The sequence below is a fragment of the Caulobacter segnis genome (assembly GCF_029543125.1).
Lineage (GTDB): Bacteria > Pseudomonadota > Alphaproteobacteria > Caulobacterales > Caulobacteraceae > Caulobacter > Caulobacter segnis_D.
In genome coordinates, this window is sequence record NZ_JARQWW010000005.1 from 291711 (window position 1) to 307023 (window position 15313).

The 15313-nt window shown below is 67.6% G+C and carries 17 protein-coding genes and 1 tRNA gene; 2 read left to right on the forward strand and 16 right to left on the reverse strand.

The genetic code is table 11. The features are described 5' to 3' along the window. The first annotated feature begins 53 nt into the window (after positions 1-53). Positions 54-749, forward strand: a complete 696-nt coding sequence (locus P7B02_RS16275) for an HAD hydrolase-like protein (RefSeq protein ID WP_277787400.1) — start codon at positions 54-56, stop codon at positions 747-749. Positions 750-768: 19 nt separating this feature from the next. Here the strand turns inward: P7B02_RS16275 and P7B02_RS16280 are convergent. From P7B02_RS16280 to yajC, 5 genes are all read right to left on the reverse strand, one after another. Beyond that, a tRNA-Val gene (locus P7B02_RS16280) sits at positions 769-843 on the reverse strand. A 91-nt stretch (positions 844-934) separates the two neighbouring features. Then, a complete protein-coding gene (locus tag P7B02_RS16285; protein ID WP_277787401.1) occupies positions 935-1291 on the reverse strand; it encodes an Mth938-like domain-containing protein in 357 nt (118 codons plus the stop codon). A gap of 7 nt (positions 1292-1298) precedes the next feature. Further along, positions 1299-2228, reverse strand: coding sequence for a protein translocase subunit SecF (gene secF, locus P7B02_RS16290; protein ID WP_277787402.1), 930 nt, complete (start codon positions 2226-2228; stop codon positions 1299-1301). Positions 2229-2239: 11 nt separating this feature from the next. Beyond that, the gene (gene secD / locus P7B02_RS16295) at positions 2240-3838 is read right to left on the reverse strand and encodes a protein translocase subunit SecD (RefSeq protein WP_277787403.1); all 1599 of its coding nucleotides are present in this window, start codon (positions 3836-3838) and stop codon (positions 2240-2242) included. A 24-nt stretch (positions 3839-3862) separates the two neighbouring features. Next, positions 3863-4162, reverse strand: coding sequence for a preprotein translocase subunit YajC (gene yajC / locus P7B02_RS16300; RefSeq protein ID WP_277787404.1), 300 nt, complete (start codon positions 4160-4162; stop codon positions 3863-3865). 121 nt (positions 4163-4283) lie between these two features. On the opposite strand from yajC, the gene P7B02_RS16305 reads away from it, so the two are divergent. Next, entirely contained in the window at positions 4284-5123 is an 840-nt protein-coding gene (locus tag P7B02_RS16305) for an ATP-binding protein (RefSeq protein ID WP_277787405.1), read from the forward strand. A gap of 3 nt (positions 5124-5126) precedes the next feature. On the opposite strand, the gene P7B02_RS16310 is transcribed toward P7B02_RS16305, so the two are convergent. From P7B02_RS16310 to ftsN, 11 genes are all read right to left on the reverse strand, one after another. Beyond that, positions 5127-7172 (reverse strand): LysM peptidoglycan-binding domain-containing protein, encoded by a 2046-nt coding sequence (locus tag P7B02_RS16310; RefSeq protein WP_277787406.1) that lies wholly within the window; start codon positions 7170-7172, stop codon positions 5127-5129. 140 nt (positions 7173-7312) lie between these two features. Next, positions 7313-7978, reverse strand: coding sequence for a protein-L-isoaspartate(D-aspartate) O-methyltransferase (locus P7B02_RS16315; RefSeq protein ID WP_277787407.1), 666 nt, complete (start codon positions 7976-7978; stop codon positions 7313-7315). Continuing rightward, complete coding sequence (gene surE / locus P7B02_RS16320) at positions 7978-8766, reverse strand: 5'/3'-nucleotidase SurE (protein ID WP_277787408.1); 789 nt, start codon at positions 8764-8766, stop codon at positions 7978-7980. Before surE ends, P7B02_RS16315 begins: the two co-directional genes overlap by 1 nt. 5 nt (positions 8767-8771) lie before the next feature. After that, positions 8772-10061, reverse strand: coding sequence for a serine--tRNA ligase (gene serS / locus P7B02_RS16325; RefSeq protein WP_277787409.1), 1290 nt, complete (start codon positions 10059-10061; stop codon positions 8772-8774). A gap of 88 nt (positions 10062-10149) precedes the next feature. Continuing rightward, positions 10150-11043: a twin-arginine translocase subunit TatC gene (gene tatC / locus P7B02_RS16330; RefSeq protein ID WP_277787410.1), complete on the reverse strand. Its 894-nt coding sequence runs from the start codon at positions 11041-11043 to the stop codon at positions 10150-10152. Next, positions 11040-11567, reverse strand: a complete 528-nt coding sequence (tatB, locus tag P7B02_RS16335) for a Sec-independent protein translocase protein TatB (protein ID WP_347276661.1) — start codon at positions 11565-11567, stop codon at positions 11040-11042. The genes tatC and tatB overlap by 4 nt, the downstream gene beginning before the upstream one ends. A 113-nt stretch (positions 11568-11680) precedes the next feature. After that, positions 11681-11887, reverse strand: coding sequence for a twin-arginine translocase TatA/TatE family subunit (locus P7B02_RS16340; RefSeq protein WP_277787411.1), 207 nt, complete (start codon positions 11885-11887; stop codon positions 11681-11683). 131 nt (positions 11888-12018) lie between these two features. Then, a complete protein-coding gene (scpB, locus tag P7B02_RS16345; RefSeq protein WP_277787412.1) occupies positions 12019-12666 on the reverse strand; it encodes an SMC-Scp complex subunit ScpB in 648 nt (215 codons plus the stop codon). Continuing rightward, positions 12666-13496 carry a segregation and condensation protein A gene (locus tag P7B02_RS16350; RefSeq protein WP_277787413.1) on the reverse strand — a complete coding sequence of 277 codons (831 nt, stop codon included), beginning with the start codon at positions 13494-13496 and terminating at the stop codon, positions 12666-12668. The genes scpB and P7B02_RS16350 overlap by 1 nt, the downstream gene beginning before the upstream one ends. After that, positions 13493-14515, reverse strand: a complete 1023-nt coding sequence (gene nagZ, locus P7B02_RS16355) for a beta-N-acetylhexosaminidase (protein WP_277787414.1) — start codon at positions 14513-14515, stop codon at positions 13493-13495. Before nagZ ends, P7B02_RS16350 begins: the two co-directional genes overlap by 4 nt. Before the next feature lie 10 nt (positions 14516-14525). Continuing rightward, positions 14526-15296: a cell division protein FtsN gene (ftsN, locus tag P7B02_RS16360; protein ID WP_277787415.1), complete on the reverse strand. Its 771-nt coding sequence runs from the start codon at positions 15294-15296 to the stop codon at positions 14526-14528. Positions 15297-15313: the final 17 nt, after the last annotated feature.

The window sequence follows — 15313 nt, forward strand, 5'->3', positions numbered from 1 at the left end:
GACTCGCGCTCCTGCATTGCTTTCCCTTCGCGTTTAGCGGAAACGGCGGCCTTATGCATGACCAGCTCCCGCTTTCCGGCCTGACCATCGCCTTCGATCTCGACGGCACCTTGGTGGACACCGCGCCCGACCTGATCGGTTCGCTCAACACCGTGCTCGCGGAAGAGGGGCTCAGCCCCCTGCCCTATGACGAGGTTCGCCTGATGGTGGGCCGCGGGGCCAAGGCCTTGCTGGAGATGGGCTTCGCCGCCGCGGGCGCGCCGCTGGACGCCGATCGCGCGCCCAGGCTGGTGGAGCGCTTCATCGCCGTCTATCTGGACCGCATCGCCTTGGAGAGCACGCCGTTCCCCGGAACCGTGGCGGCGCTGGAGAAGCTGCGCGCTGACGGCGCCAAGCTCTGTGTCTGCACCAACAAGCTGACCGGCCTGTCCGAGGCCCTGCTGGACGCCCTGGACCTCACCCGTCTGTTCGACGCGGTGGTGGGCCAGGACCAGGCCCCCGCCCCCAAGCCGGACGCTCGCCACCTGTTGACCACCATCGAAGCCGTCGGCGGCCGTCCCGACCGCGCCATCCTGGTCGGCGACAGCATCACTGACGTGGGCGCGGGCAAGAACGCCAAGGTGCCGGTGGTGGTGGTCAGCTTCGGCTACACCGAGGCCCCCGCGCGCGAGCTGGGCGGCGACATCGTCATCGACCACTTCGACGAACTGGACGGCGTGGTGCGCGCCTGGATGGCCGGCGCGGCCTGACTGATTTTCAGAGAAGGAATGGTGGATGCGACAGGGATTGAACCTGTGACCCCCTCGGTGTGAACGAGGTGCTCTCCCGCTGAGCTACGCATCCGCCGGCAGGAAGGGTTGCGCCTATAGCCCGCCCATTCGGTCGGGGCAAGGCGCTTTTGCGAACCTTTTCCGCAAAGCTGTGAACACCGCCATCAGATGGCGATCAGAGCCACCGCCACGCGGCGTCCCTGGGTGGCCAGAACGTTGTAGAGTTTGGCCGCCGCCTCGGTGGACATGAACTCCAGACCGAGGCCAGCGGCGCGCATGGCGTCCTTCACAGCGCGCGACGGCGGGGCCATGACGGCGCCCGTGCCCAGAAGAATGAATTCGGAGACGCCCGGCCCCGCCGCGACCACGTCGGCGAAGTCCTCGGGCTTCAGTTCGGCCAGGCTGCGGACCGGCCAGACATGCGGCTGGTCGTCCAGCAGCAGGAGCGACCCCTCGTGCCGCTTGCCCTGCACGCGAAAGCCGCCGTCCCCGTAGGCGTCGATGGACGGCGGCTGACGCATGATTGGATCAGGCCTTGGCCGGCGCCGCGTCGCCCGCGCCGCGATTCACACCCCACACGAGGACGAGCGGCAGGGCCACGTAGATCGACGAGTAGGTGCCGATCAGGATGCCGAAGACCAGGGTGAAGATCAGCGGGAACAGGGTCGGACCGCCCAGGAACAACATGCCCGCCAGCGCCAGCAGCGCCGTCGAGCCGGTGATCAGGGTGCGCGACAGACGCTCGTTCTCCGACAGGTCGATCAGGTCGCGCAGCGGCGTGACCTTGTACTTGCGCAGGTTCTCGCGAAGACGGTCGAAGGTGATGACCTTCTCGTTCATCGAGTAGCCGACCACGGTCAGCAGCGCGGCGATGGTGGTCATCGAGAACTCGATGTGCAGCGCCGAGAGCATGCCGAGGGTCAGCACCGCGTCATGGAGCACGCCCACGACGGCGGCCACACCGAACTGCAGCTGGAAGCGGATCCAGATGTAGAGAAGCATCAGGCCCATGGCGATCGACAGGGCAGTGAACCCCGAGCGGAAGAGCTCGCCCGAGACCTTCGGGCCGACGATGTCCACGCGCTTGAACTGAATGCCGGGGAATTTCTCGGCCAGCTGCTTCTTGATGACTTCCGCGCCTTCGATCGAGTTGACGTTCTCGGCGAGGCGGAAGCGAAGGATCGCCGCGTTCACGGAGCCGATCGACTGCACTTGCGGGTCCTCGGCGCCCATCTGGCCGAGGCTGGCGCGCAGGTCGCCGATGGGAGCCGGACCAGGGGTCTGGATCTCCATCATGGTGCCGCCGGCGAAGTCCGTGCCGAGGTTCAGCCCGCGGGTGAACAGCGACACGCCCGAAGCGATGACGAAGATGACCGACACCACGGCCAGATACGGCGCCAGCTTCGTGAAGCGGAAGTTGGTGACGTGCGGGAGGTTCTTGATCAGGGGCCAATGCATGGTCTCGTCCCTTAAATCGGAAGTTTCTTGGGACGGGCCGAGCGGAACCACAGGCCAAGCAGGACCTGGGTGACCAGCAGCGCCGTGAACAGCGAGGTGAACACGCCGACCGAGAGGGTCCAGGCAAAGCCTTTCACCACGCCCGAGCCGAACTGGAACATGATCAGCGCCGAGATCAGCGAGGTCACGTTGGCGTCGATGATCGACACCAGCGCCCGGCTGAAGCCGATGTCCATGGCCGACAGCGGCGGTCTCCCCGCCCTCTCCTCGTCACGCATGCGCTCGTAGACCAGCACGTTGGCGTCCACCGCCACCGCGAGGGTCAGGATCATGCCGGCGATGCCGGGCAAGGTGAGCGTCGCCTGGGTGAGGGACAGGATGGCCACAAGCAGAATCACGTTCAGGAACAGGGCGAGCACCGCCGTGCCCCCGAACAGCCCGCCATAGGCCAGCAGCATGAACACCACCACGGCCACGAAGCCGATGGCGATGGAGATGGCGCCCGCGCGGACAGCATCGGCGCCCAGCTCGGCGCCCACAGTGCGCTGCTCTTCGACCTTCAGCGGCGCGGGAAGCGCGCCGGCCCGCAGCAGCACCGCCAGGTCGTTGGCGGTCTGGACGGTGAAGTTGCCGGTGATCTGACCCGAACCGCCGGTGATGGCGGTGTTGATGACCGGAGCGGAGATGACCTTGTTGTCCAGGACGATGGCGAAACGCTTGCCGATGTTTGCGGCGGTGGCGTCGCCGAAGCGGCGGGCGCCCTGGCCGTTGAAGCGGAAGGACACCACCGGGCTGCCCGACTGCTGGTCGAACTGCTGCTGGGCGTCGGTCAGCATCTCGCCGGTGACGACGGCGCGCTTCTTCAGGACATAGCCCGGCGCGTAGCCGTCTTCGCTGGGAAGGTAGACCGAGCCGGGCGGAATGCGGCCGGCCGCGACTTCTTCCGGCGTGACGGTCTCATCAACCATCTGGAAGGTCAGCTTGGCGGTCTGGCCGATGACGTTCTTCAGGCGCTCAGGGTCGCTCTCGCCCGCCGCCTGGACGACGATGCGGTTGGTGCCCTGGCGGTTGATCGCCGGTTCCTTGGTGCCCATCTGGTCGATCCGGCGACGGATGATTTCGATGGACTGGTCCACGGCCTTGGCCGCCTCGGCGTTGAACGCCGCGGCGACGAAGGCGATCTCGATACGCTGCCCCTGCAGGGTGACATTGACGTCACGCCCGCCCGGCGTGCCCGCCAGGGGCGCGCCGACCGTGTTGCGCAGGGTGTTCGCAGCCGCGTTGGCCTGAGCCGGGTCGGTGATCAGCACCGTGATGCGGCCATTCTGCTCGCCGAGGCCGCTGAACGCGATCTGGTCGTTACGCAGGGTCGTGCGCACGTCCTCGACCATGTTGTTCAGGCGTTCGGTGCGCAGAGCCTGGGTGTCGACTTCCAGCAGCAGATAGGAGCCGCCCTGAAGGTCGAGACCGAGGTTGAGCCGCTGTTTGGGCATCCAGCCAGGCAGAGAATCCAACGTCCGTTGCGGCAGGACGTTCGGCAGGGCGAAAAGCACCCCAAGCACGAGCGCCAGGACAACGAGGACGATTTTCCAGCGTGAGAGAGCGATCATGAAGGGGTGTTCGCCTGCGGGCCTTTAGTCGTTGGCCGGTTCGCCGCGGGTGCGGACCTCGGTGATCATGCCCTTCACCACCTTCACGGTGACGCCGGTGGCGATCTCGACGCCGACTTCCTTTTCCTCGACGCGCACGATCTTGCCGAGGATGCCGCTGGACAGGACGACGTTGTCGCCGCGCTTCAGACCGGCCAGCAGCGCGGCGTGTTCCTTCATCCGCTTTTGCTGCGGACGGATCATGAGGAAGTAGAACAGCACCACGAGCAGCAGGATCGGGGCGATCTGGATCAGGAAATCCTGGGGACCGGCGGCCGGGTTCATCACGTCTCCAATATGTCTCTTGCGGCTCTTCGTTCGTGGAACGGGGCCGTTTTCAGGTCGGCGGAAGCTATGCGCTCGCCTCCCCTTTTGCAATGAGCGGCCGGAGGCTTATAGCCACACCATGAGCCAGGACCTCTCCCCCCTTCTCGCCCGCATCGCCGAAGCCCTCGAGCGGATCGCCCCCGCTGCGACGCCTGAACCGGACTTCAGCGGCGCCCGTCTGTTCCGTCATGATCCGGAGACCGGCGCTTTCTTGCCGGCTCCAGACTATCCGATGGCGCTGGACCTTCTGGTGGGCGTCGACCGTCAGAAAGAGAAGTTCCTGCAGAATCTGCAGCGCTTCGCCACGGGCCTGCCGTGCAACGACGTCCTGCTGTGGGGCGTGCGCGGCACGGGCAAGAGCTCCATGGCCAAGGCGGCCTTCATGGAAGCCGCCAAAGCGCAGCCTTCGCTGAAGCTGGTGGAGGTGGATCGCGACGCGGTGACCGCCCTGCCCGGCCTGTTCGATCAGCTTCGCGGCCGTTCGGAGCGCTTCGTGGTGCTTTGTGACGACCTGTCATTCGAAGACGGCGCTGCTGCGGCCAAGGCGCTGAAGTCGGCCATGGAGGGCGGCGTGTCCGGCCCGCCGGAAAACGTGCTGTTCATCGCCACCTCCAACCGCCGGCACCTGATGCCGCGCGATCACGTGGAAGGTCGGGGCGCCATCGCCGCCCAGGAGGATGCCGAGGAGGAGATCAGCGTCTCCGACCGCTTCGGCCTATGGCTGGGCTTCCCGCCTATGGACCAGCCGACCTACCTGGAGGCGATCCGCGTCTATTCGGAGCGCTTCGGCCTGACGGTCGAGAATCTGGAGCGCCGCGCCCTGCAATGGTCGCAGCTGCGCGGATCGCGATCCGGCCGCATCGCCTGGCAGTTCGTCCGCGACCTGGCGGGCGAACTGGGCGTGAAGCTCAATCCCTAGAGACTACTGCGGCAGAACCAGCGACGGGTTGATCGGGCGCGCCTTCTCCTTCGGCGAGGGCGCGTAACGAACCTCGAAGTGCAGTTGCGGCTCAGCCACGCCGCCGGTCGAGCCGGCCTGGCCGAGTTGCTGGCCCTGCACCACCTGCTGGCGCATCTTCACGTCGGTGCGGCCAAGGTGCGCATAGGCCGTGACCCAGCCGTCAGCGTGCTTGACCAGCACCAGATTGCCGAAGCCGGGAACCTGATCGCCGGAATAGACCACTTCGCCCGCCGCGGCGGAGCGCACGGCCTCGCCGGCGTTGGCGCGGATGTTCAGGCCGTCATTGCGCTGCGAGCCGGCCTTGGGACCGAAGTCCGACAGAATCTCGCCGGTCAGCGGCCACACGAAGCGGCCCTTGCCGGCGGCGACGATCTCCGTCTCGCTCAGCGACGGCGTAGCGTCGGCGATCTGCGGGCGCGAAGACGTAGCGGGCGGCGTTGTCGGACGGGTCGGCGTGCCGCTGTAGGGCTGCGGAGCGGACGGCAAGGGGGCGCTCGGCGTCGTGGTCGGCGCCGGAGTGGTTTCGCGCACAGGCGCCGGGGTCGAGCTGGCCGGCTTGGGCGCGCCGCGATCACGATAACCGTCCGGCAGGATCAGGCGCTGGCCGGACTTCAGCTTGGCCGTGGAGCGCAGGTTGTTCTCGGCCGCCAGGGCGCGGGTGGTGACGCCAAAGCGTTGAGCGACCACCGCCAGGGTGTCGCCGCTTTCAACCACATAGGCCTTGGCCTTGGTGGCCTCGCCCTTCAGGCGCTGGCCGACCGTCAGGCGGTAGGGAGACTTCAGGCCGTTCAGGCTGGCCAGCTCACGGCGGCTCATGCCCATGCGATCGGCGATTTCGTCGAGATTGTCGCCCTTCTTGACCGTGTAAGTCTTGGCCGGGCCATCAACGCTGATCACACGTCCGCCGCCGGGAGCGTCCGAAGCGGTCGGAGCCTCGGCGACCGGCTCCTCGCGGGCGGGGCGGACCTGGTTCGGGCGGCTGGTGACCGGCGCGGGCCGCTCGACCGCCGGTTCGGCGCGGGCGGGCGTCGAGCCGCCCTGCCCCGGGATGGTCAGCTTCTGGCCGACGCGCAGACCGGTGTTGGCGGAGATGCCGCTGGCCTCGGCGATAGCGGTGGGCGTGGTGTCGTACTTGCGGGCCAGGGCGAACAGGGTGTCGCCTGCCGCGACGGTATGCGTGCTGCTCTCGGCGCGGCGCTCCGGCGCACGGCTGGGCGCCGAGGTCGAAGTCGAGCGCGCCGGCTCCGCGCCGCCTGGGACCTTCAGGGTCTGGCCGGCGGTCAGGCGATAGGGCGAGCTCAGGCCGTTGGCGGTAGCGATGTCCTCGATCGACACGCCCTGGGCCTTGGCGATGGTCGCCAGGGTGTCGCCACGTTGGACCTTATAGGAGCTGGCGGCCGCTTCCGAGCTGACCGAGCCGCGAAGCCCGCCGCTCGCGCCAGGGACCTTCAGTTTCTGACCAGCGTCCAGGCGATACGGCGAACGCAGCCCGTTGGCTTCGGCGAGGGCATCCTGGCTGACGCCCAGCGAACGGGCGATGGAGGCGAGATTGTCGCCGCGTTTGACGGTGTATTCGGACGAAGCCGTCTCACGAACCGCCGACCCGCTGCGCCGGCTGCGGGTCTGGGCCAGAGCGATTTCGAAGGAGCCGTTGTCCGGCGCCTGGGAGACGCCGGCCGGCTCCAGCGGCGCCAGCTCACGGCTGCTCACGGGGGTCGGCGCGCGGACCGTCGAAGGCGCGGCGTCCGGAATGGCGGTGCTGGTGATGCGCGCGCCCGAAACCGACGGCGGCGGGGAATAGGACGGCGCCGTGGCCGCCACCGTCTCGGCGGCGGAGGAGCTGCGGATCGGGAAATTCGGCTTGGGCATCCGCAGGCCTTCGCCGCGCGGCGCCTCCCGCGTGATCGGGAAACGAGGGGTCTGGGCGGACGCGGCGCTGGCGAGCGCGGCGGACAGCGCCATCAGGCTTGCGACGATCAGCGTGTTGCGGGGTTTGTTGTCCGTCATCGCTGAACCTTCTTTCAACTCACACAGTCCCTACAGGTGCGGGCACAGCGTTAAGCCCGCGTTAAGCACGACAAAATAGCCGACGATCCACGGCGATTCTCCGCGGGCGTCTCCCGGCTGTCGGACAGGCGGAAAGCGCTCTAGAGCTCGCGCGCCACGCCGTCGAGAAGCGGCACGAAACGCACATCGCACAGGACCTCAACCTTGAAGCCCCCTTGGCCGTCGCCGGCGTAGCGCTTCAGGGTTTGGACCGGCCCCTTGCCGATCGGCGCGACGAGCACGCCGTTGGGCTTGAGCTGGCTGAGCAGCGTCTTGGGTTCATCTGGCGCCGCTGCCGTGACCAAAATGCGGTCAAAAGGCGCCTGCTCGGCCCAGCCCTCGCCGCCATCGCCGAATTTGGTGATCACGTTGGTGAGACCCAGGGTCGAGAAGCGGGCCTCCGCCTCCTTCATCAGGGTGCGGTAGCGCTCCACCGTATAAACCAGCCGCGCCAGGCGAGAGAGGATCGCGGTCTGGTAGCCGGAGCCCGTGCCGATCTCCAGAATGCGCGAGCGCGGCTCCAGGGTCAGGGCCTGGGTCATCAGGCCGACGATGAACGGCTGGCTGATCGTCTGGCCGCAGGCGATCGGCAGGGCCGAGTCCTCCCAGGACCGCTCCTTGAACAGGTCCGGCGTAAACAGGTCGCGCGGAGTCTTCTCGATGGCGTTCAGCACGCCGGGCTCGGTCACCCCCTGCGAGCGCAGGGCGAGGATGAGCCGGGCCATCTGCGTCTCGGGCGTATCGTCGGTCTTGGGAGCCTTGGCCATCAGCCCGCCTTCACTTTGGGGATGGCGCCGCCGAGCAGGCCCTTCATCTGGTGGACCGTGTCGTGGTGCGTCAGATCGATGTGCAGCGGCGTCACCGAGATGCGCCCTTCGTACACAGCCTTGATATCGGTGCCGTCAGCGGGGCGCGAGGTCTCGTTGTGGAAGCCCATCCAGTAATAGTCTCGGCCGCGCAGGTCGGTGCGGCGCTCGGCGTGCATGTTCGAAACGTCGCGGAAGCCCTGGCGGGTGACCTCCACTTCACTCACCTGGTCGGCGGGCAGGTTCGGGAAGTTGATGTTGATGATCACGTCCTTGGGCCAGCCCAGCTCGGTCAACCGCTCGATGATGCCGGGGCCGTGCGTCGCGGCCGTATCGAACAGGGCCCGCTCGCTGTCGTGGAAGGCGCGCAGGGACTGGCTCATGGCGATCGCCGGGATGCCTAGGGCCATGCCCTGGATCGCGCCGGCGACCGTGCCGCTCATGGACACGTCCTCGGCGATGTTGTGACCCCGGTTGACGCCCGACAGGATCAGGTCCGGCCGCCCGTCCATCAGATCCTGCACGGCCAGCATGACACAGTCGGTCGGCGTGCCGGCGACGGCGAACCTGCGCGGCTCGATCCGGCGCACCCGCATCGGCGCGGACAGGGACAGGGCGCGACCGACGCCCGACTGCTCAGTCTCGGGCGCGCAGACCCAGACATCGTCGGTCAGGGCGTGGGCGATCTTCTCCAGCGCCTGCAGGCCCTCGGCGTGGATGCCGTCGTCGTTGGTCAGCAGAATCCGCACGGCGCTCAGCCCCCGATGTGCGTCAGGCCGCCCATATAGGGCTGCAGGACCGATGGGATGGCGATGCGGCCGTTTTCGTCTTGATAGTTCTCGAGCACGGCGACCAGGGTGCGGCCGACGGCGAGACCAGAGCCATTGAGCGTGTGGACGAAGTGCGTCCCCTTCTCGCCGGTCTTGCGGTAGCGGGTCTCCATGCGCCGAGCGGTGAACTCGCCGTAGTTCGAGCAGGAGCTGATCTCGCGGAAGGTGTTCTGCGACGGCAGCCAAACTTCCAGATCATAGGTCTTGCGCGAGCCGAAGCCCATGTCGCCAGTGCACAGCAGCATGGTGCGGAACGGCAGTTCGAGGCGCTTCAGCACCGCCTCCGCACAGGTGGTCATGCGCTCGTGCTCTTCGGCGGAAGCGTCGGGCGTGGTGATGGCGACCAGTTCGACCTTGCTGAACTGGTGCTGGCGGATCATGCCGCGGGTGTCGCGGCCGGCGGACCCCGCCTCTGCGCGGAAGCAGTTGGTCAGGGCGGTCAGGCGGAGCGGCAGCTCCTCCTCCGTCAGGATCTGCTCGCGGACGATGTTGGTCAGGGTGACCTCAGCCGTCGGGATCAGGTAGCGGTCGTCCGTGGTCTTGAAGAGGTCGTCCTCGAACTTCGGCAACTGGGTGGTGCCGAACAGGGCCGGCGCCTTCACCAGAACCGGCGGATTGACCTCGGTGTAGCCATGCTCGCCGACCTGCAGGTCCAGCATGAACTGGCCGATGGCGCGCTCCAGGCGGGCGACCTGCCCCTTCAGCACCACGAACCGCGAGCCGCTCATGCGGGCGGCCGCTTCGAAGTCCATGCCGCCAAGCGCTTCGCCCAGGTCGACGTGGTCCTTCACGGTGGAAAGCTTGCCGGCCGGCAGGCTTGCGGCGTCGCCCCAACGGCGCTGCTCGATATTGCCTTCCTCATCGTCGCCCTTGGGCACGTCCGGATAGGGAATATTGGGCAGACCAGCCAACAGGTCATGCAGTTGAGCGGCCTTCTCGGCCTCCACCACGCCCTGCTCGGCGAGGACGCCCTTGAGCGCCTCCACCTCGGCCATCAGGCGGGCCGCTTCGGCCTCGTCCTTCTTGGCCTTGGCGGCGCCGATCAGCTTGGAGCTTTCGTTGCGCTTGGCCTGGGCTTCCTGAACGGCGGTCTGGGCGCTGCGCAGGGCGGCGTCCAGGGCGACGGCTTCGGCGGCCTTGCCGGAGAAGCCTTTCGCGGACCAAACCGTCTCGAACAGGTCGGGGTTTTCGCGGATGGCCTTGATGTCGTGCATCGGTCTTCTCGGGCAAGCGGGAGAGCCGCTTTCCTTAAGGCGCGTTGCTCAGGGCGCCAACCCGCAGAAGCGCTCTAGAAGCAGACTCTTAGGTGGTGACCAAGTCCTGACCGGCTTCGTCCTCGACCTGCCGGTTGCGGGCGATAAGCCAGACGCACCAGATCGAGATTTCGTACAGCAGGCAGATCGGGATCGCGAGCATGAGCTGGCTGATCGGATCGGGCGGCGTGACGATGGCGGCGACCACGAAGACGCCGACGATGGCGTAGCGGCGGCCTGTGCGCAGCATCTGGGCGTTCACCAGACCGGCCAGACCGGCCAGGGACAGCACCACCGGAAGCTGGAAGCACAGGCCGAAGGCCAGCAGCAACGAGGTCACCAGGGTGAAATAGTCCGACACCTTGGGCAGCAGTTCGACCGAGATGTTGCCGGAACCGACAATCTGCTGGCTCAGGGAGAACCACAGAACAAAGGGCAGCATGACATAGTAAACCAGCGTCGCGCCCAGCATGAACAGCACCGGCGAGGCCAGTAGGAACGGCAGGAAAGCCTTGCGTTCCTTCTTGTACAGGCCCGGCGCCACGAACCGATAGAGCTGGAAGGCCAGGACCGGGAAGCAGATCGCCACCGCGCCAAAGGCGGCCAGCTTCAGCTTGGTGAAGAAGAACTCCAGCGGCGCCGTGAAGACCAGCTTCAGCGCGCCCGGGGCCAGAGGCGGAATCTCCTTCAGGCCCAGCAGGGAAAAGAACAGGTCGAAGGGACCATGCTTGCCGCCGCTGGCCTTCTGGGCGGCCATCAGACCGGCTGCCACTTCGAACGGACGCAGCAGGAAAACATAGAGGGTGTCGGCGAAAGCGAAGCAGAGGCCGAAGCCGACGAACAGCGCCGCGACACAGATGATCAGGCGATTGCGCAGCTCGACCAGGTGGTCGAGCAGCGGCGCGCGCGAAGCCTCGATCTCGTCGTCGTTGTAGTCGCTCATGACTTGGCCTTGGTCGCAGCCTTGGCCGTCTTGGCGGGGGCTTTCTTCGGCGCGGCATTCTTGGCCGGAGCTTTAGCGGCGGCCGGCTTAGGAGCGGAGGCCTTCTTCGGCGCGGCCTTTCGCTTGGGCTTCGCCGGGGTTTCGACCGGCGCTTCGATGGCGGCGGGTTCGTTCTGAGCGGCGAAGCTGGTGGGCGGGAAGGACATGCCGCTGTCCTTCAGGCTGGCGTCGATGTCGTTGAACACCTGATCGACGCTGGCGTCCTTTGCGGCGTCGGCGGCGCTCTGCACCGGATCGGTGAACTGGCCGGCGCGCATGGCGGCCACTTCCTTGCGCAGCTCGTCCAGTTCCGACTGGCGGGCCATCTCGTCGAACGACGCGCGGAATTCGTTGGCCATGCCGCGCAGGCGCGCGACGAACTGCCCAAGCTTGCGAAGCAGGACAGGAAGGTCCTTGGGTCCGACCACGATCAGAGCGACCGCGGCGATGACCATTAGTTCGGTGGCGCCGATCTCGGGAAGCATGAGAGGCCCTTAGAGCGTGACAGCGACAAGTGGAAGCCGGTTTCGGCGTCCGTCACGCTCCGGAAAAATTTGTGGCGTCATCGCGCGAAGCCGCAAGCCCGCGCGATGCAAAACTAGCTACGCAGCTCTTCTTTTTCCGCTTCGGTGCGCGGAAGCGGCTTGGACTCGTCCTTCTTGTCCTCTTCCTTAAGGCCGTCCTTGAAGGCGCGGATGCCCTTGGCCGCGTCGCCCATGATGCCGGACAGCTTGCCGCGGCCGCCGAACAGCAGCGCCACGACCGCGATCACGATCACCCAGTGAATCCAGCTCATCGAACCCATGACGAGTATGCTCCCTAACGTCGGGGCCCATCCTCAGGCCGCTCCGACGGAACCGTGCGTTTCGCACAGAATATAGACCTTGGCGAGGCGTAAGCGAACCCTGCGTCCTTCGGCCCGGCGGCTTGTGCGCTCTACGCCTCTTCCTCGCCCAGGAAGTCCTGGGCGAACTCGGGCGTCTCTCCCTCGTCCAGGGGATCCTCGATCTCGCCTTCGCGCAGACCGGTGGGATCGGGGACCGAGAAGCCCGGCGGCAGGTTGAGGTCCAGCAGGCCGGCGGCCTTCATCTCCGCCATGCCCGGCAGGTCGGCCAGATTCGCCAGGCCGTAGTGCTCCAGGAAGGCGTCCGTGGTGCCGAAGGTCACTGGACGGCCCGGCGTGCGGCGGCGGCCGCGCATACGCACCAGCCCCAGCTCCAGCAGAACGTCGAGCGTGCCCCGGCTGACCTGGACGCCGCGTACGGCCTCGATCTCGGCCCGGGTGACTGGCTGGTGGTAGGCGACGATGGCAAGGGTTTCCTGGGCGGCCTTGGACAGGCGGCGCGGCTCTTCCCGCTCCTCGGTCATCAGATAGGCGAGATCGGCGGCCGTGGTGAACCGCCAGCGGTCGGCGACGCAGACCAGCTCAACCCCCCTGCCCTCATAGCGACGGCGCAGGGCCTTGATGCCGGCGGCCACGTCGGCGCCCTCAGGCAGGCGGCGGGCGAGATCTGCCTCGCCGATCGGCTCGGCCGCCGCGAACAGCAGGGCCTCGATCGCCCGTTCGATGAGAGTTTCGTCCATCACAGCAGCGTCGGTTCAGCCGCCTGCATCTCGCGGCGGCGCAGATAGATGTCCTGGAAGTGATCCAGTTGGCGAGCCTCCAGCGCCCCTTCCTTCACCAGCTCCAAACTGGCGGACAGGGTCGAGGCCAGGAACGAAGCGCGGCTAGGTCCTTCCTCGCCTTGCGCACCCTGCGGCGGGGCGACGGTGTCCAGGGTGGTCCACCCCTCCATCTCAGGCAGGAGCGAGCGCAGGCGGTCACGGGCTTCTTCAAGCGCGTACGCCGTGGGCGGGCGTGGGGCGTAGCGGCGGCTCTCCTCGCGCTTGCGCTGAGCGATGTAGGCGCTCATCAGGCTGTAGAGGTCGCCTTCCAGCCGGGTCGAGGGCACCACCTTGATCGCCTCGGGGTCGCCGCGCGCGAAGATGTCCCGCTTCAGCAACGGACGGCTGTTCAGGGCATCCACCGCCTTGCGCATCATGTCGAGCTTGGCGAGGCGGAAGGCCAGCTGCGCCGCCATCTCCTCGGCAGGCGGCTCTTCGCCCTTGGGCCGCTCGGGTTTGGGCAGCAGCAGGCGGGACTTCAGATAGGTCAGCCACGAGGCCATGACGAGATAGTCGGCAGCCAGCGAGAAACGCAGGCGGCGGGCCTGGTGGACGAAGGCCAGATACTGTTCAGCCAGCTTGGTGATGGACAGCTTGAGAAGGTCCACCTTCTGGCTGCGGGCCAGGGCCAGCAGGACGTGCAGCGGTCCTTCGTATCCGTCGATGTCGATGACCAGGGCGACGCCGTCTTCGGCCGCCTCCGCCGCCGCATCGAAATCGAAGGTCGGCTGGAAGCTGCGGTCGTTCATCCGGCCACCGCCCTGGAGACCGCGCTGTCGAAGCGCGCCCGTTCCTCGGCCAGATCGAAGGGTTCGGGTCGAAGCGCCAGGCGGTTCAGCGCCGCCTCGGCCCGTTTCTTCGCCTTGCCGAACATGGGACGGCAGGCGGAGACCACCGCCTTCATCTCGGCCATGTCGCCGTTGCAGTGCAGGACGACGTCACAGCCGGCGCCCAGGGCGGCGCGGGTGCGAGCCTCGAACGAGCCCTTCAGCGCCTTCATGGACAGGTCGTCGCTCATCAGCAGGCCCTCGAAGCCCAGCGAATGGCGGATGGTCTGGGTGATGACGCGCTTGGATTGAGTGGCGGGCCGACGCCAGTCGAGGGCGTTGTAGACAACGTGTGCGGTCATCGCCATCGGCATGTCCGACAGGGCGCGGAACGGCTGGAAGTCCCGTGCCTCCAGCTCCTCCAGGCTCGCATCCACCACCGGCAGCTCTTCATGGCTGTCAGACTTGGCGCGGCCGTGGCCGGGGATGTGCTTGATGACCGGCAAGACGCCGCCGGCGATCAGGCCCTCGGCCGCCGCACGCCCCAGGCGGGCCACTTGGTCAGGATCGTTGCTGTAGGCGCGGTCGCCGATGATCTCGTGACCATCGGGGGCCGGCACATCCAGCACCGGCACGCAGTCGACATTGATCCCAATGCTGGTCAGGTCATGCGCCATCAGGCGTGCGCCGAGGCGGACCAGCTCGCGAGCAGCCAGCGGATCGTTATGGGCGATCTCGGCATAGGCCCGGGCCGGCGGATAGCGCCGCCAGTGCGGGGGTTGCAGGCGAGCGACGCGGCCGCCCTCCTGGTCGATCAGAATCGGGGCGTCCGGCCGCTCGATGGTCTCGCGCAGTTCAGCGGTGAGCCGCCGCACCTGGTCCGGGGTCTCGATATTCCGCTTGAAGAGGATGAAGCCCCAGGGCCGGGCGGCCCTGAAGAGCTCCCTCTCATGCTGCGTCAGCCGTGTGCTGGCGCAGCCCAGAATGCAGGCGAGACTCACCGGGCCTCCGTCACTTCACGAAGCAGGACTTCCCGGCGCCCTTCAGGGCGTCGCAGAAGGCTTGGGCTTCAGACCGCGAGGCGAAGCCGGTGACCGAGGTGCGGAACAGGGTCTTGCCGTCGCGCTCGATCTGCTCGACGCGCTTGCCCTTGCCGGCGGCGGCGCCCGGCGCGATGCGCGCGGCGTCGTTCCAGCCCTTGTCGGCCAGGACCGCCGAAGAGAAGGCGCCGATCTGGACCGCAGCCGCGCCGCCGGAAGCGGCGGGAGCCGGGGCGGCGGGCGGGGTGACGACCTTCGCAGGAGCCGGCGCGGGCGTTGCGGCGGGCGGCGCCTTGGCCGGCGGAGGCGTCGGGGCTGGTTGGGCGGCGGGCGCGGTTTGGGCCGGCGGCAGGCCGCCGGACTGCACCGGGGCCGTCGACGGCGCGGGACGGGGTTGCGGCTCTTCAGGCGGCGGGGCGAAGTTCGGGGTCGCCCCCTCCTCAGCCTGACCTTCGGAGCGGTAGATCTGCAGGCCGGCCGCCGGATCGGCCGGCTGGGCGTCCAGCGGCGCGGGGCCCTTCATCTCGCCGGCGGGCTCGCCCACGGGCTGCGGCGCTTCGTTCGGCGCGCGAACGCCGCCGCGATAGATCAGGGCGATGGCCACGATCAGGGTCAGCAGCACCACGCCGCTGATGATCAGGGTCAGCGGAAAGGGGCGCGAACCGCGCACCGGACGGCGCGCGTCGAAGGCCAGGGGCTCGTCGGTATGGGGCGTATAGGCGCCGCGCTCGGGATCAGACATCGAACCAGGAACTCCAG